The 17165-nt window shown below is 41.9% G+C and carries 16 protein-coding genes; 7 read left to right on the top strand and 9 right to left on the bottom strand.

All coding sequences use genetic code 11. The annotated features are described in order from the left end of the window. Positions 1–8 precede the first annotated feature (8 nt). Positions 9–1442, bottom strand: a complete 1434-nt coding sequence (gene ccoN, locus AB4507_RS04935; RefSeq protein WP_009846707.1) for a cytochrome-c oxidase, cbb3-type subunit I — start codon at positions 1440–1442, stop codon at positions 9–11. Positions 1443–1694: 252 nt separating this feature from the next. Between ccoN and AB4507_RS04930 the strand changes: the two genes are divergently transcribed. The 5 genes from AB4507_RS04930 to AB4507_RS04910 all read left to right on the top strand — a co-directional run bounded on the left by AB4507_RS04930 (position 1695) and on the right by AB4507_RS04910 (position 7563). Next, on the top strand, positions 1695–2060 hold the full coding sequence (locus AB4507_RS04930; RefSeq protein WP_372182323.1) for a hypothetical protein: 366 nt from the start codon (positions 1695–1697) through the stop codon (positions 2058–2060). A gap of 114 nt (positions 2061–2174) precedes the next feature. Continuing rightward, complete coding sequence (locus AB4507_RS04925; RefSeq protein ID WP_017063855.1) at positions 2175–3359, top strand: FIST signal transduction protein; 1185 nt, start codon at positions 2175–2177, stop codon at positions 3357–3359. Continuing rightward, positions 3359–5080, top strand: a complete 1722-nt coding sequence (locus AB4507_RS04920) for an ATP-binding protein (RefSeq protein ID WP_372182321.1) — start codon at positions 3359–3361, stop codon at positions 5078–5080. Before AB4507_RS04925 ends, AB4507_RS04920 begins: the two co-directional genes overlap by 1 nt. A gap of 939 nt (positions 5081–6019) precedes the next feature. Beyond that, positions 6020–6622 carry a porin family protein gene (locus tag AB4507_RS04915; protein WP_017059668.1) on the top strand — a complete coding sequence of 201 codons (603 nt, stop codon included), beginning with the start codon at positions 6020–6022 and terminating at the stop codon, positions 6620–6622. 338 nt (positions 6623–6960) lie between these two features. Next, the gene (locus AB4507_RS04910; RefSeq protein WP_136982178.1) at positions 6961–7563 is read left to right on the top strand and encodes a DUF2971 domain-containing protein; all 603 of its coding nucleotides are present in this window, start codon (positions 6961–6963) and stop codon (positions 7561–7563) included. 100 nt (positions 7564–7663) lie between these two features. Here the strand turns inward: AB4507_RS04910 and AB4507_RS04905 are convergent, their stop codons facing one another. The 4 genes from AB4507_RS04905 to matP all read right to left on the bottom strand — a co-directional run bounded on the left by AB4507_RS04905 (position 7664) and on the right by matP (position 10233). Continuing rightward, positions 7664–8884: a hypothetical protein gene (locus AB4507_RS04905; protein ID WP_372182320.1), complete on the bottom strand. Its 1221-nt coding sequence runs from the start codon at positions 8882–8884 to the stop codon at positions 7664–7666. Between the two features lie 144 nt (positions 8885–9028). After that, on the bottom strand, positions 9029–9340 hold the full coding sequence (locus AB4507_RS04900) for a hypothetical protein (RefSeq protein ID WP_372051784.1): 312 nt from the start codon (positions 9338–9340) through the stop codon (positions 9029–9031). A 105-nt stretch (positions 9341–9445) separates the two neighbouring features. Next, entirely contained in the window at positions 9446–9754 is a 309-nt protein-coding gene (locus AB4507_RS04895) for a DUF3634 family protein (RefSeq protein WP_017059672.1), read from the bottom strand. A 23-nt stretch (positions 9755–9777) separates the two neighbouring features. Then, complete coding sequence (gene matP, locus AB4507_RS04890; protein ID WP_010440786.1) at positions 9778–10233, bottom strand: macrodomain Ter protein MatP; 456 nt, start codon at positions 10231–10233, stop codon at positions 9778–9780. A 189-nt stretch (positions 10234–10422) separates the two neighbouring features. Here matP and AB4507_RS04885 point away from each other — a divergent pair, with 189 nt between their 5' ends. Together AB4507_RS04885 and fabA are read left to right on the top strand one after the other, a co-directional pair. Continuing rightward, a complete protein-coding gene (locus tag AB4507_RS04885; protein ID WP_372182319.1) occupies positions 10423–12075 on the top strand; it encodes an AAA family ATPase in 1653 nt (550 codons plus the stop codon). A gap of 70 nt (positions 12076–12145) precedes the next feature. Further along, positions 12146–12661 (top strand): bifunctional 3-hydroxydecanoyl-ACP dehydratase/trans-2-decenoyl-ACP isomerase, encoded by a 516-nt coding sequence (fabA, locus tag AB4507_RS04880; RefSeq protein ID WP_017059675.1) that lies wholly within the window; start codon positions 12146–12148, stop codon positions 12659–12661. A 252-nt stretch (positions 12662–12913) separates the two neighbouring features. Here the strand turns inward: fabA and rmf are convergent, their stop codons facing one another. From rmf to AB4507_RS04860, 4 genes are all read right to left on the bottom strand, one after another. Continuing rightward, complete coding sequence (rmf, locus tag AB4507_RS04875) at positions 12914–13087, bottom strand: ribosome modulation factor (RefSeq protein ID WP_017059676.1); 174 nt, start codon at positions 13085–13087, stop codon at positions 12914–12916. A 161-nt stretch (positions 13088–13248) separates the two neighbouring features. Next, positions 13249–14997, bottom strand: coding sequence for a DUF3466 family protein (locus AB4507_RS04870; protein WP_372103484.1), 1749 nt, complete (start codon positions 14995–14997; stop codon positions 13249–13251). Positions 14998–15006: 9 nt separating this feature from the next. Then, positions 15007–16923 (bottom strand): ABC transporter ATP-binding protein, encoded by a 1917-nt coding sequence (locus AB4507_RS04865; protein ID WP_372182318.1) that lies wholly within the window; start codon positions 16921–16923, stop codon positions 15007–15009. Next, on the bottom strand, positions 16901–17161 hold the full coding sequence (locus AB4507_RS04860; protein ID WP_019823251.1) for a glutaredoxin family protein: 261 nt from the start codon (positions 17159–17161) through the stop codon (positions 16901–16903). Before AB4507_RS04860 ends, AB4507_RS04865 begins: the two co-directional genes overlap by 23 nt. Positions 17162–17165 lie beyond the last annotated feature (4 nt).

The raw sequence follows: 17165 nt of genomic DNA, 5'->3' as shown, positions 1-17165 counted from the left end.
AAATCTCCTTAAGCCGGTTGAGGGATAGCTTTAAGGCTATCTTTAGGTGCAGAAACAGTTTTGTACGTGTTGTATGCCATTAAGAACATACCAGATAGGAAGATGAAACCACCTAAGAAACGTACAAAGTAGAACGGGTAAGACGCTTCTACAGATTCAACGAAGCTGTAAGTTAATGTACCGTCAGAGTTAACTGCACGCCACATCAGACCTTGCATCACGCCAGAGATCCACATTGCTACAATGTAGAAAACCGTACCAATCGTTGCTAACCAGAAGTGAACATTGATTAGGGATACAGAGTACATACGCTCTTGACCAAATAGTTTAGGAACTAAGTGGTAAACCGAACCGATAGAAACCATTGCAACCCAACCTAACGCACCAGAGTGAACGTGACCGATAGTCCAGTCCGTGTAGTGAGATAGTGCGTTAACCGTTTTGATTGCCATCATTGGGCCTTCGAAAGTCGACATGCCGTAGAATGATAGAGAAACGATTAGGAAACGTAGGATTGGGTCGTAGCGAAGCTTATGCCACGCACCAGATAGAGTCATAATACCGTTGATCATGCCACCCCAAGATGGAGCAAACAGAACCAAAGACATAACCATACCTAGAGATTGAGTCCAGTCAGGAAGTGCAGTGTAGTGTAGGTGGTGAGGACCAGCCCAGATATACAGAGACACGAGAGCCCAGAAGTGAACAATCGACAAACGGTAAGAGTAAACAGGGCGACCAGCTTGTTTAGGAACGAAGTAGTACATCATGCCTAGGAAACCAGCTGTCAATAGGAAGCCTACCGCATTGTGTCCGTACCACCATTGCACCATTGCATCGATCGCTCCGGAATAAATCGAGTACGATTTAAACGCAGAGACAGGAACAGCTAGGCTGTTAACGATGTGCAACACGGCAACCGTGATAATGAAGGCTCCGAAGAACCAGTTTGCTACGTAAATGTGCGATGTCTTACGTTTAATCATGGTTCCGAAGAACACGACCGCATAAGCTACCCACACAAGAGTAATAGCAATATCGATTGGCCATTCAAGTTCTGCGTATTCTTTACCAGAGGTTAAACCTAACGGTAAAGTAATTGCAGCGGACAGGATAATCGCTTGCCAACCCCAAAAGGTAAAGGCTACGAGAGGGCCACCAAAGAGACGCGTCTGACAGGTACGTTGTACAACATAATATGATGTTGCAAACAGCGCACTTGTACCGAACGCAAAAATAACCGCATTAGTATGCAGGGGACGTAAACGACTGTACGTCAACCACGGCGTATCAAAGTTTAGCTGTGGCCAAACTAATTGAGCGGCAATCAAAACACCAACGCCCATACCGACAATACCCCACAAAATTGTAACTAGGGTAAATTGACGGACGACCGTATAGTTGTAGTTTTGTTCAAGCTGCTTTTCTTGGCTCATTTGCATGCTTCCAATTTCTTATTTACTACACTTTACTTCCAACACGACTCACGTCGTAATGCCACCCAAATTAGAAAAGGAAATTCAGCCTATTCAGGGCTTTATTTCCACTTGCTGATTTTAAAAAAAAGTGGCATTTTCAACGCGACACTATACTTGAATTAACAAATCAATGACAGAGTAGTAACCTTACGCTTGGTCTGGAATTGGATTTTTATTTAAAAACTTTGAACTTTGTAACAAGGAGTAAAGATTATAATGGCGGCACAAAAGCTAACAAAAGGCAGGCTTGTTCAAATTATCGTCATGTTGGTTATTTTAATAGCTGCATTTACTTGGAGAACAGTAACATACGATAATAACGAAACAGTAAACTGTATAATTTCAAAACCTTGTAAATTTGGTATTGATAATCATAATGTTTCAGTTTCAAGCAATAACCTAGGGTATTCGATCGAAACATCTAAAACTGGCAAATTTATCATTAGCTATAATGAAAGCGGAATTCTGGAAGAAAAAGGACCATCAAATTGGCTGTTACAAACTAGTGATAAGACCTCCTCAATAACGGTTACATTTCCACAACAGGTGAGCACGTTTTCTGTAAACCTTTCTAAGGAGTAACAGAGAGAAACTGGGGCACACCTCGGTTCTTTTGATAGAAACATGTACCAAATCAGTGAAACACAATGCATTAAAGTGTTATAAAGAGAGCATTAATAAAGTTACCCAGAATCTATGAAATTTCTATCAAAAGTCTCTTACTCCCTAGACGATAAAATCGCAGTAGATGAGTTGCTCAGCGGGGTGGAAAACCCTGACGATATTGCTTGTCTTATTTGCTACTGCACAGAAGAGTATTCGACACTCGCTGTGCAGAGATATTTCGTAGATGCTCTCCCGAACACTCCCATACATGGCTGTACTACTTGTCACGGCATTATGACCGAAACTGGTTTTCATTCTGGTCCAGTCATTGGCGTCCTCATTATTCATGACTCGGGGATCAACGCCTATGGTACGGGAATCGAACATTTCAGCGACTCCATAGACCGCAGTACCTTCAGCGCGATAGACAAAGCACTCAAGAACGCCAACCGAGAAGGTGAAATTCCTGATCTTATCTTGCTGCATTCCACACCGGGTAACGAAGAAAAGGTGATGGCGGCTATCGATAAGAAATTTGGTACTGAAGTGCCAATTATTGGTGGCAGTGCTGCAGACAATCAGGTTTCCGGAAATTGGAGTATCTTCACCGAAGAGTCGCTGTCTATAAATGGTGTGTCTTTAACGGTAGTGTTTGCGTCTCAGTCCATCTATTCCTCTTTCAGCGCGGGTCATACGCCTACGCGGTATTCAGGCACCGTGACCAAAGTAAGAAACCGAATTTTGTTGGAGATAGACCACAGGCCAGCCGTCACCGTTTACAACGAATGGACTAATTTCCACTTAGATGGCAGTGATGATGGCTACATATTCGAAAAGTCGTCAGTCTACCCATTAGGCAGGAAAGTCGGCTCTTCTTACGATTACCCATATTTCAAATTGTCTCATTCGATCAGAGAGACGGAGTGTAATGGGATTGAGCTGTTCACAGACATCAGTGAAGGCGACACCATCTACCTGATGCAAGGGTCTAAGCAGCAGTTGATTAGCCGCGCCGCGAATATCATTCACTCCTCATACTACAACGACATGGATCTTGAAGAGAAACTAGGGGCGATCAATATCTTTTGTGCAGGCCCAATGTTGAACCTTAAACAAGATATGGATGAGGTTTGTGACCAAATAAATCAAGCACTTAATGGGCTCCCATACATATGTCCATTTACGTTTGGTGAACAAGGCAGGCTCTCTGGTGGCGAGAATGCACACGGGAATTTAATGGTATCGTCTGCAACGTTTTATAGGTTGAAAAAGTAATGGGTTCTGAAGGTCAAGAAGCGCTGCAAGAAGCACGTATTGAACTGCAAAAACTAAAAGCCCGTGAGCGAAAGCTGGCTGAAGAGAACAGGGTGATCTTATCAACCATCTCTGCGATCAGTAAGGCAAGTAACATATCTGAGATATTCTCCAGTCTCGAGTTCGTGCTCAAAAAATACATTAAGTTTGATGACTTTATCGTGGTATCAAGGGTAGGGAACGAAGGCAGTTTCAAAACCCTGCTAAGCAATAACAAAGTCTTCGAACAGATGAATTGGAGTGATTGTGGCAAGTTATCTCGAGTGATCAATGGAGAATGCGCCATCCTTTTTGAACCCAAGTCTCTGGGTGAATTCAATTCCTTACATCCCATTATCCTCGATCAAATCAACTCTGTTCTAATTACTGGTATCGATAGCGGACTAACACAATCCGTCATCATCTTTATCCACTCGAATACCAAGCACTTTAGTATTGAAACTAAGGCCACACTAAACCGTTTTCGACCGTTGATAGAGCGTGCTGTTTTCGATATTGAGAACAAAGAAAAGCTTGAAGCAACCGTTCGAGAACGTACCGCAGAGCTTGTCACAGCAAGAAAAGACGCAGAAAGAGCCAACAAGGCCAAGTCTGAATTCCTCGCGATGATGAGTCATGAATTAAGAACACCGCTAAATGCCATAATTGGCCTAATAGACGCCCTAAAATCCACATCATTGAACGAAGAACAACAGTCTATACTGCTTAATATGAGCACATCATCTGAGCTATTGCTGGCAATTATCAGTGACGTATTGGATTTTTCTAAGATTGAATCTGGGTGTTTCTCGTTGGCTCCTCAATGGAGCAACGTAAGAGACACTGTAACTTTTGTATTATCTGAACAAAAGAAGACAGCAGACGATAAAGGTTTGCCGCTAACAGTAACTAGCGATATCCCTGAAGGTGAACTTCATTACATCGACCCAAGTCGCTTGGCACAGATCCTATTTAATTTGATCGGTAACGCGATTAAGTTCACTGAGCGTGGGCATGTCCATGTTTCTATAAAGTACCAGCAGAGCTCTTTCTATATAACGGTGGAAGACACAGGGATTGGCATTAGCTCGCAACAACTTTCGTCGCTGTTCAGTCCATTTGTGCAAGCTGATAGCACAATCACACGTAGATTTGGTGGCACAGGTTTAGGCTTGGCCATCACTAAAAGACTGGTTGAACTGATGCGCGGGCGCATATCGGTAAAGAGTGAGCCTGGAAAAGGCTCCAAATTCGAAGTACAGTTGCCAGTGCTTACTAGAGTTACGAATAATCTGGCTAACAAAGAAGACGAATCTTCACGAGAGTTAAGAAGCCGTTATTCCGTGTTAGTTGTCGAAGACAATCCAACGAATCAAATGGTGATAAAGTTAATCCTTACAAGACAAGGCCACGAGGTTTTCATCGCAAGTAATGGTGAAGAAGCGATTGGCTTTATTGAAAGAGGCAACGAATCAATAGACATTATCTTAATGGATGTGTCGATGCCGGTCATGGATGGATTAACCACAACCAAATACATGAGAGACGCAAACATCAAAACACCAATCGTTGCGCTAACAGCACACACATCAGTAGAAGACAAATGTTCGTGCTTAGATGTCGGCATGAATGATTTCGTGACCAAGCCAGTAAGAACTAAAGAGATCACAGAAGCAATTGATCGATTAATGTTTGAAGTCTAATAAACGTATTCTTAATCGAAGATTAGGAAATATGTTTATTAGGTATTTTATGGTAAATAGCCTTACTGTTAAATAGAACATCGATTTGGTAGATAAACAAGAGGCAGGACATCGCACAAAGATACCTGCCTTATAAATACCAAACACCATTTAACATAATATACATAATACGCACCAAAAAAGGAGATTGAAATCTGAGAGGTTTCAGGGCCTGTTACTCGCGTAATTTTACGTATAGCGCCGCATGAATCTATCTATTTAATTACTGGCTGGCTTTGACTCCGCGTTAATTGGATTAAATCGTGATGGCTTTATCACATGTCTGCTCAAACTTAATTAAGACTTCTAATTACGGATGCCTCTCCAAAGTTAGTCCAGAGTCTCTGCTGGTTGAGTGTTAAAAGCTATTACCCTGATTTTGCTTACCAAAAGAACCTAGATGATTAACGCTTCCACTAACTCTCGGTCTATTGTCCGTACTACCAATAAACTGAAAAGACTTGGTTACTCTTGTTCGCTAGATTTAACGGTCCCAAAAGACCAAGCGAACTCCCGAATCATCTAGTCTTGTTTACCTATGTTGGCTTGTTCTTCACCAAATTGAATCAACTATCAACGTCATCAGTAACATCCGTACTCGTTTTTCAAACCACTAACTTTGAATTTTCTGATGCCCAACGGTCATTGTTACCAAACTGCGTTGCCATCCAAAACGAACTTCTATAAACGACTTGGCTAATCGTAAGTTACAGTGCAACATAAATTCTATTAACCTCTGTCTGGACTATATTAACTTGTCTCATAACTGCGATAATGACACTTCTATTACCAACAAGTCTTTAAAATCAGATCTTTAGGCTAGTTCTCAATTAGTTAGAGTATCTTTTGTTTGTTAACATATTCTGGAACAGAATAACTTATTATCTTAGAAGGCTTTACATGAAAATCAGTACAATCGCCCTATCGCTATTCACCGCTTTTTTTGGCATCAGCTCGCAGGCGCTTGCTAGTGAAAACGAAAACTCACCTAGAGAGCATGGTCATTTTTATGCTGGTGTTGATATCGGCTTTTATAATGAAACTGAATTAGAATATCGTGGCAGCGCCATTGAAGATTCATCTGATCTATCAGACTTTAGCTATAACTTGGTTGGAGGCTACGAATTCAATACACATGATGTCGTCAAACTGGGGCTAGAAGCCGAGTACCGAAAAATCGGAAAAGTTAGCTATAACGACTTAATGGATATTGAAGGCCATGCTTTCTTCGTAAACATTAAACCAAAGTTTATTGTTGAAGGTGACGTATTAGATCTGTATGTATCTTTATTAGCCGGTGTTGGCTCTATGGATATGGAAGCGAAAGCTTTTGGAGTATCAGACTCTAAGTCTGAAGCAGCCTACCAAGTTGGTGCTGAGCTTGGTGCGATGGTAACAGACAACATCGATATCCATATTGGTTACCGCTATGCAAACGTTGAAATTGAATCCATCGATGTGTCACCTCAAACCGCTTACCTAGGTGCAAGGTACCACTTCTAAACTTGATTCACTCGTAGGCTCAATACTACTAAAGCCGTCCTTTTAAAGCTCGGCTTTAATTTTGATCACCTATTTCCCTACTCGACCTCTACTTTGACAATTCAATTCAACCATAAATAAAGTTACGTTGTATCTTCTGTAAAAAGTTACAACTTGAAAGCTTTGTCCTAACGCAAAATAAACCACTTTAACAGGCTACTACTTCGTGTTTAAATTTTGATCTATCAAACAGTTATATGAATAAATTTGGTGATTAAGCAATCAAGTGCTATGCATTCAATCCTTAAAAATAAATTAAAGTGTTAACATCAGGCAATTTTGTAAACTAGGTGTTTGATATGTTGCCTAAACTTTATAAGTTCAGATCGCTCCACGACAGAAACATACAATCTATTTCCGAGTGTTCGTTGTGGTTTGATTACGCTAAAACTTTTAATAACCCTTTTGAATCTAACCACGTATTCAACAAAGAGCTTCAACAAAACTTTAAGATCATGTGTTTCTCTCAGTCGAGCGACCACCCAATACTATGGTCGCAGTATGGTGACAACTTTAAAGGCATGTGTATCGAGTATGATCTCAACTGCTATAACGGTGAGGCCAATCTCAACTGTTTTGAAGTCCAGTATGAAGACGAACCGAATATGTTCCGCCCGGCATCGCTAAGAGGTTTACAAACATCAAGACTGGGAGCTGAGATATTCAAAATTAAGCATTCTAATTGGCGTTATGAAAAGGAATACCGCTGGGTATTACCTGATGACGAGATGATCGGAAATAAACTCTACCTTAATAGAGAGTGCCTAAGCTCGGTGATTCTGTCAGAGCACGCTCCTGCCGACAGGAAATTGAAAGTTCTGATGACTTGCCAGCGCCTTGGTATCCCTGTTAAACACGCAATAGCAAAGCAAGAGTCGTTTACCTTCGAAGTGGTCAGTTAAGTAGAGTGTAATCCTACTGTTTAGCGCCAAAACAAGACATTCACATAAAGTTACAGCGCAACAAAAAAGAGAGCGACATTAATGAGACTCTCTCTTTTTATTACATGTTCACCGTAAGCTTTCCCAGTACTTTATCTTGCATCTGCTCAATCGTCGCGATAGACATTTGAACAGTTGAAAACCAATAAGGTCGGTGCTTAACGTTAAATAGTTCACTATTATCTAACGCCTCGAAAACAGAATATTTTCTACCTTGAGCCAAAGCTGCACCATAAACCGTTCGCTCAAGTACTGGAATGTCATTCACTTCCTCTAGAAGTGCCCTCTTGATGAACTGATTTCCAGGGCTCCAATCTATAAATTCAACGAGGTTTTTTAGTAGCTTAAGCTCTAGCTGCTCGACCATTGATTCAAGAAACTGTGTGTTTGGCATCACCTCAGTACAAGCATAATATTCGTCATGCTTGTCACTTGCTTCACGATAACCAAGCATCGTTTTTACCAATGCGTCTTCAAACGTTGAAGAAAAGTGGTTACAAATTAAAAACAAAGGCAGAACTCTCAACACACCAAGTAAAATGCCTACGTTAGGATCTTTAACCGACGTTTCTTGAAGTCGAATTCGAGTCGCATTTGACGTCACGACCAAGTGTTGCCAAACCTTAGGTGTGATGTGTTTAATGTTGCCATCATTCCACTTAATCAGCTGTTGACTCATTAACAATGGGAACAATAAACGACAATTTTCTATTCCTATTTGTCGTGCTGCAACTTTTGGATCGAGAATTACCTTAGATTTCTTTCCATATTTATCTGCAAACTCTTGATTGGAAACAAACTCGATTAAACTTGAGCTCAATGGCCTACTTTTCGCGGATATTTCATGGAGTTTGGAAAAGTTTAAAGATGGCGAATACGCAACACTAGCGAACTGATTGTAATCGGGTAAGTCTGAAAACAACGAACTTATTAAGGTACCTTGAAGCTTCTCAAGCATTAGCGCAGAAGCGGCATTGCTGACATCATCGATAACGTATCGTAAGGTTTGTTGCTTCGCGTCGACTTTTTCACGATGAGCATTGACTCTATCCTGCTCGCAGCGCAATAAAATACGTTGATGGTGAGATATGCGGTCAGATTCATCAAATATGACACTATCACAATACCTATTTTCCAAACTTAGTAACGTGTCTACTGTAGATTGTGCGAGCTTATATTCAGGTGAGATTAACCATCGATTAAAGCGAGCTTCAACATTGATTGAGACCTTCCTTGAGATCTCAACTACTTCAGGGGTATAACTTTTATTTGCTAACAACAACCGTGACTTTCCTTTGCCGTAAATGCTCTTGTATCGGCATATCCTGCCTTTATAACAAAACTAATATTAATAGAAATTAGAGATTGGTTCACGAAATTGTTTCAATAAAATTAAGGATATTTAGTTATAGTGCGTTGAGAGTGGCTAGTGTGTGATATGTAGCCGGATATACTTTTCTGGAAAGCTGTATTTGAACCTTTTCTTCGTCGGTAGGTGTTTTTTCGCCTGCTTGCAAACTTTACTATCTCCAGACGTTCTCACCTTTTTGATTCTTGCATAACCTTTAGAGTGCTTCATCTCAATCATCAGATCGCAATAACCCTCGAAATCAACATTACTCTTGTTGAGCCTTTTCATGACGGTGACTTTTATCTTTTTAGCTACAGGATTAACCAATGCATCGTCGGGAAAAGCGACTGGGGATAAAAAACACAATAGTAATACTAGATATCTCATACTGCTCTCTCTTTGTTGAGGGTGAGAACAGTATGCGGAGATTTAAGAGAAATGAAGGATTAACTTAGTATGAGAATTGACCAGCTAACGCGTAACTCTCAACGATTACGCTTTCTTTGAGCCTTTAGACTTAAAACCATTATGCGGGAACACGTTACGAATACGTTGCTGTACGTTTTTAGGAACATCTTTAGTGAACTTGAGATTGTAACCAGAACGTTTTGCATACACTTTTAGCTCGCCTTTAAAGGTATTGTTATGACCAATCTCTTGAAGGTTGTGCTTAAAGCTCGGTGGAAGATGCCCTTTAACTTGTTCGATCGCCCCGTCGCTAAATTTAATTTTCAATACCGGTCGATCGACTGCTACTAACCAAAAAACTAATACCGCACCGATTAAGATTACGTACATCATAATGTCACCACTACTGTTGATGGTTATTTATCGTCAGAAAGGAGCTTGCTTAAGTCTTCTTTGAGGCTAGTCACCGTCTTGCTGGCCTGCTCACTACGAGACGCTTCGCTAACCAAATACTCGATGGCATCTGAGAGCGTACAACCTAGCTCGTTCGCACGTTGAGATAGCTTTTCCCATACACGGTAATCAAGGTCGATTGATTTCTTCTTTGTATGAACTTGTTCAGCATTGAAGTGGCGTTTTCGCTTAGCTCTGATCGCTTGTTTAAGCTTGTTATCGAGCTCAGGAGACATGTTGTTAGAGATCCACTCAAGAACACCCGTAGGCTGGTGTTCCAGCTTCAATAAGGCTTGAACAGCAACGTCAGCTTCACTTGAATCAATATGGCAAGTAATCGATTCACCTTCTTTCCACTTTTTGACCAGATAGTTCCATTTCCAACCACATTCCAAGTTTTCAAGTTGCTGATATTTCATGTCTAATCTCGAGAGTTAATCCTAGTGACAGCGTAACCCAGAATGGGTTATTTCACAATTATTGTCTTGAAAGAATAGACCAAGATCATACTTATATTAGCTTAGTGATTAGTAACTACCACATAGAGCTACAAGCGAGATCGGTTTTTCTATATACTCCCTACCTCATTATCATAATCAGAAACTTAAATGACTCAAGTAGATTGGCGACATGTTACGCCTCAGTACGACGAATATAGCGCTCAATTAGAGCAATTCCCTGACATCTCGCCTTTCCCGTTTTCAGATATTCAACATAGATTCAAAGATGCGCTAACCCGCTTTGTCCGTTTGTCTAACCTTTCGCGTGTTTTACTTGTAAACGCTCCGGACAATTCGATCTATCGTCAAATGATTGTTGAATCTCTAGTCACTGCTTTAGATGATCACACTCTACCGGTTATAAAAACTGAGTCTTTAAATGCTGTCTCTCTGTTTGACCAAGTTCAATCGAAAGACGGTAAGGTTATTGCGACAAAACCTGGCCTACTGGCTAGAGCAAACAACGGTTATCTGATCGTTTCAGCAAACCTGATCTTGGCAAACCCAGGAAGCTGGTTACTGCTTAAATCTGCGCTGCTTGGTGAAGCTGTAGAGCCTATCAGCAGTAACCCTGAACACTTGAATCAGTCGCCAACCTCACCTCTTACTTACAATATTAAGTTAATTGTAGTTGGAGACAGAGCTCAACTAGGTGACCTTGATTACCTAGACAGCGATATTCAAACCGGTTTTTGCCTATTCAGCGAAATTGAACAGGACATTAAGCTCTCAGAAGACACTCTGACTCAATATCTTGGTTACCTTAAGTGGCTTCAACAACGCTATGAATTACCAAACATCACGCAACAAGCGTTGACTGGCATTCTTACTGCCGGAGCAAGAGAAACCGAAGATCAAAGCTATATCCCACTGTGCCCTATTTGGCACAACGCGTTATTGAACGAAGCTTTGATTGAAGCCGACAATGGTGAGATTGATATTCACCATATCCAGCAAGCTCAACAGCACAAATACAACCGTGAATCTTATCTACCAGAACGCGCCCTTGATGATATTCGTGATGGCCAAGTCATTATCGAAACTGAAGGTGAACAAGTTGGTCAAGTTAATGGATTGACGGTCATCGATGTACCGGGACACCCAATATCGTATGGTGAACCTGCACGAATTTCCTGTGTTATTCACTTTGGTGATGGTGATATTGCCGATGTTGAGCGCAAAGCCGAGCTGGGTGGTAATCTTCATGCTAAAGGCATGATGATCATGCAAGCATTTGTGAGCAGCGCACTAAACCTTGAAGATCCATTACCATACGCAGCTTCCGTAGTATTTGAGCAGTCTTACTGCGAAGTAGATGGCGATAGTGCTTCTCTTGCGGAGTTGTGTTCTCTGGTTAGTGCTTTGTCTGAATACCCTATCAATCAACAAATTGCGGTTACAGGTGCAGTTGACCAATTTGGACGTGTGCAAGCTGTTGGCGGGCTAAACGAGAAAATCGAAGGCTTCTACCATGTGTGTAAGCACAACGGCTTAACAGGCGAACAAGGTGTGATCCTTCCAAGATCGAACTTAAGGCATCTTGCACTAAAGCCTGACCTTATTGAAAGCATTAAGAATGAAGAATTCCATATTTGGTCTGTGTCTAATGTAGACGAAGCAATTCCTCTCATTATGAACAAACCATTTAGAGACGATGAACAAGAAAGCGTTCTGAGTAAAATCGCGGAACGTATTGAAAACTTTGAAAGACATGAGCACCCTATTGGAATCGTTGGACGCATTAAAAACTGGTTTGTCTAGTACTGATCGGACTTGTTTAGCGTACACCTGTTCACTAATATGCACCTATCAAAAATCGGAGTAATTGATAATGCAAAACAAACGTGATTCTTACACTCGCGAAGAGCTTCTAGCATCAAGCCAAGGCGAACTATGGCCACAAGGCCCTCAACTACCAGCACCGAACATGCTAATGATGGATCGCATCACTAAGATGTCTGAAACTGAAGGTGATTACGGTAAAGGTTTAGTTCTTGCTGAGCTGGATATTACTCCTGACCTATGGTTCTTCGATTGTCACTTCCCAGGTGACCCTGTAATGCCTGGTTGTCTAGGCCTTGACGCAATGTGGCAGCTGGTTGGTTTCTACCTTGGTTGGGTTGGCGGCGAAGGTAAAGGCCGTGCTCTAGGTGTTGGCGAAGTGAAATTCACTGGTCAAATTCTACCTACTGCGAAAAAAGTAACTTACGAGATCCACATGAAGCGTGTTGTTAACCGTCGTCTAGTTATGGGCCTTGCGGATGGTCGCGTACTTGTTGATGGTAAAGAGATCTACGTTGCTAAAGATTTGAAAGTTGGCCTTTTCCAAGATACGTCAGCATTCTAATCTAATAGTTAGATTTTTAGTAAAGCAGCCCATGGCTGCTTTATTTTCGTTCCAATAAATTTAGTTATAGTGCATTAAAGTATCCCGTATTAAGCTTGAAACAGGATAAATCCACCAGCGATACGCTTATGATAGCGAAACTAGAATGCTACATAGCTCTGGGAGTCTTTGTGTTGTTCTGAAACTAACAAGGCTCCAGCCGTTGTAATCAACAGACAATGGAGCCCTGACCTTGAATTCTTTACGCCCTATCTACTTATAGAGACCTGATTGCTTGTCATCTTTGGCGTCACGCCATCCACCTAACCAATAAGACCGAGAATCCATTTGGCTATATGGGCAAGCTTCTTGCGACCGTCCATTTAAACCAGCCTTGTAGCCTTGAGATTGTGCTCGTTCTAGTCGATCACGCTTTTGTCTCTTCATAGTGCAGTCCTCATACGGGTGTTCCATTTACTAACATACAATGATTACAACTTTACGGAGTTTTTGTGACTCCAACTTTAAGAATCGGTCAAATTTTCACTTTTCTCAAGGCGAAAAAAAGCCCGAGTTCAGAATTGTGAACTCGGGCTCAGGAGATAAAATTATTTAAATTTTCTGCGGAACCCTAATAGACCAAGCACAGTCAAAGTTAACCAACCTAGGCTACCACCTTGGCGCTCAACTTTCTCGGTGTCGGTGCTACGAGTTACTACGCTATCAATGTCAGAGCCAGTGTCATACCTTGCTCCCTTGATTGGGATAAGCTTAACAGCTACAACCTTTTCGACTGCGTTAGATGAGGCACCACCACAGTATGAGTTGTGTGATGTTGTGTCATAAGGCTTATCATTACCGTCGACTGTACATTTGATAGCCGTTGCTGAAATCACGCCAGCATCATTGATATCCGTCGCATCAATGATTCTAAATTGGTTATTGTGACTAGACGCATCACCATCATTTGTTAAGTCATCTAACCACCATGCTTTACCACCAAAAATATCAACACGGCGTTCATCAGTTGAAGACGGGAGATCGTAAGGGTAAATAAAGCCTCTGTGTCTTCTTTCGCTGCCATCGACTTCACGAGTGGTTTCTGCATCAATTTGACCTACAATTTCGTTGTAATTGTTGACCGCTTTAGCTTCACCACTTGAACCATTAAAGAATATAGAGCTGTTCAAATCAAATTCAGCTACAGGATTCGACGCATCCTCAATTACAAAAATCTTGTTGCCAGCACTGCCACTCTCTGGCACATAACCGTTACGCTTAGCATAGCCAACAGCAAACAAATTGTCGTTAATATCGGTCGCTACAGAGTTACTGTATCTTGCATCATCATTTGATGAACCAGACTTAACTTCTGCGCCGCTAATCTCTTTAGTTGTCCATGTTGCATTGGTAAGGTCTAGTGAGTCGCTCACAAAAACACTTGCATTCATGTCTTGCAAGCTACCGTTACCATCAGCAGTGTTGTAGCCTACACCGTAGAAAATATCTACTGCGGGCTGATCGTCTGTTTGTCCTATAGTAATAGATCGCATGCTACCTTGGGCGAAGTAGTCATCCTGTTTAGCGTCACCACTTCGGAGCCAATTAATTTCTTCAGTCGTTGTACCGTCCCAAATAGCAGCTTTTGAACTAAACGTTGTATCCGAAGTATCGGTTTTAGGACCTTGAGTAGAAACACTACCTACATTGTAAACTGTGCCGTTACTAGCTTTGATAGCACGCCATGCTCGAGTTTCCGATGTACCTGCAGGCCCACTTGGTGTCGTTGTAAACATCGCATTATTGCGAATATCATCTTTGGATTTGATCCCCACAGGTTGGGCATTCTCATCTAAAGAATTGATTACCGTATTGCGAGTTTCAAAAGTATCCCCACCTTCAACAAACGCTTTCGCATTTACGTGAGTAAGGTCATTTCTTTCCTTACTCCAAGTGTCATTCCAACGGTTTTCAGCCCAACTTTCACATGTAGAATATCTCAGCTCTCGATAACAATAGTTTTCGAAATCATCACGCTCTTGAATGTACTGAAATGGTGCATCCATTGCGAATGGTACTTCTTCACGATAACTTACCGCTTCAAGCGTATCGCGAGTCTCACCAGCAAGTTTAAATGCACTATCGGTACAGTTGGTTGCAGCTGAATCGAAGCAACCTAACGCAAGCTCATTCTTCCCGTCTGTCGCAACACCAGGTTGAATCGCCACACCATAGATTTCAGAGGCACCTGTAATTGAAGGAGTGACTTCAACGACCTTGTAAAGCGCTGCGTTAGCATGAGTTGCCGCCAAAACTAGGGCTGCAACTGTAGTTAATTTAAATTTAGTACAAGTCATTATTACTTCTTAACTTTCCTGTTGTAGTGCCTCGAGCTCTTCCCAGCGCTCAAAAGCAACTTCAAGCTCCTGCTCTGCTGCAGATAGCTTATCTAAAACTGGTTGTGTCTGCTCTACAGATTTTGAAAAGAAGCTGGGATCGTTGACTTCTTCCTGAAGAGTTTCAATTTGAGTTTCCAATTCTTCTAAACGCATTGGTAGCGCTTCTAGTTCTCGTTGTAGCTTATACGATAACTTCTTAGGTTTAGCCTTAACTGGCGCAGTTTTGGGAGTTTCCTCAACTACTTTCTCGGGCTTTGATGGCTTTTCAACCTGTCGGTACTCTAATGCCTGCTTTCTTTGCTGCTGGGCATCATGGTAACCACCAACAAATTCTTCAATAACGCCATTACCTTCAAAGATCCAACTTGTCATTACCGTATTATCAACAAACTGACGATCGTGGCTCACTAAAAGCAGCGTACCCTGATAGTTGGCAAGCAAATCTTCTAAAAGTTCCAAAGTTTCGATATCTAGATCGTTGGTTGGCTCATCGAGAATCAGCAAGTTGTTCGATTTGAGGAAAATACGAGCTAATAACAGACGGTTTTTCTCACCACCAGATAGTGCTTTAACAGGAGTGCGAGCACGTTTAGGCGAGAATAAGAAATCTTGTAAGTAGCTAAGCGCATGACGCTCACGACCGCCTACTGTGACTTCTTGCTTACCATCCGCTAGGTTATCGATAACCGACTTCTCTGGGTCAAGGATCTCGCGGTATTGGTCAAAGTACGCCACTTCAAGTTTCGTACCGCAATGCAGACGACCTGAATCAGGTTTTAACTGGTCAAGTAGCAACTTAAGAACGGTACTCTTACCACAACCATTCGGGCCGATAAGAGCGATACGATCGCCACGCATGATGTTGAAGCTGAAGTCCTTAACAATTTCTTTGCCTTCAAAGCCAAAGTTAAGATTCTCAGCTTCAAATACAATCTTGCCTGAACGCTGGCCATCGTCGATTTGGATAATCGCTTTGCCCTGCACTTCACGACGGTTCAAACGTTCTTCACGTAGCTTCTTAAGCGCACGAACACGGCCTTCGTTACGAGTACGACGAGCTTTGATGCCCTGACGAATCCAAACTTCCTCTTGAGCAAGCTTCTTATCGAATTCAGCGTTTTGCATTTCTTCAACACGAAGCGCCTCTTCTTTCTCAACAAGGTAATTTTCGTAATCGCCCGGGAAAGAGCTCAATTTACCGCGATCAAGATCGACAATACGTGTTGCCATCGATTTAATGAACGCACGGTCATGCGAGATAAAGATGATTGAACCGCGGAAGTCTTTCAGGAAGCCCTCTAACCATTCAATGGTTGCAACATCCAAGTGGTTAGTCGGTTCGTCGAGTAGAAGCACGTCAGGGTCACATACAAGCGCACGAGCAAGTGCCGCTTTACGTTGCCAACCACCAGACAAATCTGTCAGTTTGGTTTCAGCAGTCAGCTTAAGTGCTGCCAATACGTTACTTACACGATCTTCAAAACGCCATGCATTAGCATGATCCAGTTGTTCTTGAACGCGAGTAAGGCGGTTTAGATTCTTTTCACTTGGGTCTGTCGCGATGAGATCCAGAAGATCATGATAGATCTTCAGCTGTTCGCCGATTTCAGCAAGGCCACCAGCAACATAGTCATAAACTGTACCTTGTTCATTACGCGGTGGATCTTGTTCTAGACGAGACACAACCACATCTTGCGTGATTTGCATCTTACCGTCGTCCATGATGATGTTTCCAGATAGGATTTTCATCAATGTCGACTTACCAGCGCCATTGCGCCCTACTAAACATATACGTTCGTTTTCTTGCAGCACGAAGTCCGCACGATCTAATAATGGGTGATCACCAAACGCTAATTGCCCATTATGAATTGTAAGTAATGCCATTCTTCTTTAACCAATCATTAAGTTCTAACAAGCCAAATGGCCAGTTAAGCTCTGAGCTTTGAGAAAGGTCAGAGCTTTCAAATTTGAGCACCGGAATAGTGACCCCGTAACGGGAAAAGAGCTCATCATCAAATGCAATGTCAACAACGTTGACGTGATGGCTAATGTTTAACTGTTCCGTGAGTTGGAATGCCATCTCACATAGATGGCACCCTTCTGTACTGTAGAGAGTCAGCACTATA

The sequence above is a fragment of the Vibrio sp. 10N.222.54.A3 genome (assembly GCF_041474095.1).
GTDB lineage: Bacteria > Pseudomonadota > Gammaproteobacteria > Enterobacterales > Vibrionaceae > Vibrio > Vibrio crassostreae_C.
Note: the sequence above shows the minus strand (reverse complement) of the source record. Positions and strands in the feature narration are given on the sequence as shown.

Coding starts and splice junctions, on each gene's coding strand:
- ccoN (WP_009846707.1), bottom strand. CDS start 1,442: ATGCAAATGAGCCAAGAAAAGCAGCTTGAACAAAACTACAACTATACG.
- AB4507_RS04930 (WP_372182323.1), top strand. CDS start 1,695: ATGGCGGCACAAAAGCTAACAAAAGGCAGGCTTGTTCAAATTATCGTC.
- AB4507_RS04925 (WP_017063855.1), top strand. CDS start 2,175: ATGAAATTTCTATCAAAAGTCTCTTACTCCCTAGACGATAAAATCGCA.
- AB4507_RS04920 (WP_372182321.1), top strand. CDS start 3,359: ATGGGTTCTGAAGGTCAAGAAGCGCTGCAAGAAGCACGTATTGAACTG.
- AB4507_RS04915 (WP_017059668.1), top strand. CDS start 6,020: ATGAAAATCAGTACAATCGCCCTATCGCTATTCACCGCTTTTTTTGGC.
- AB4507_RS04910 (WP_136982178.1), top strand. CDS start 6,961: ATGTTGCCTAAACTTTATAAGTTCAGATCGCTCCACGACAGAAACATA.
- AB4507_RS04900 (WP_372051784.1), bottom strand. CDS start 9,340: ATGAGATATCTAGTATTACTATTGTGTTTTTTATCCCCAGTCGCTTTT.
- AB4507_RS04895 (WP_017059672.1), bottom strand. CDS start 9,754: ATGATGTACGTAATCTTAATCGGTGCGGTATTAGTTTTTTGGTTAGTA.
- matP (WP_010440786.1), bottom strand. CDS start 10,233: ATGAAATATCAGCAACTTGAAAACTTGGAATGTGGTTGGAAATGGAAC.
- AB4507_RS04885 (WP_372182319.1), top strand. CDS start 10,423: ATGACTCAAGTAGATTGGCGACATGTTACGCCTCAGTACGACGAATAT.
- fabA (WP_017059675.1), top strand. CDS start 12,146: ATGCAAAACAAACGTGATTCTTACACTCGCGAAGAGCTTCTAGCATCA.
- rmf (WP_017059676.1), bottom strand. CDS start 13,087: ATGAAGAGACAAAAGCGTGATCGACTAGAACGAGCACAATCTCAAGGC.
- AB4507_RS04870 (WP_372103484.1), bottom strand. CDS start 14,997: ATGACTTGTACTAAATTTAAATTAACTACAGTTGCAGCCCTAGTTTTG.
- AB4507_RS04865 (WP_372182318.1), bottom strand. CDS start 16,923: ATGGCATTACTTACAATTCATAATGGGCAATTAGCGTTTGGTGATCAC.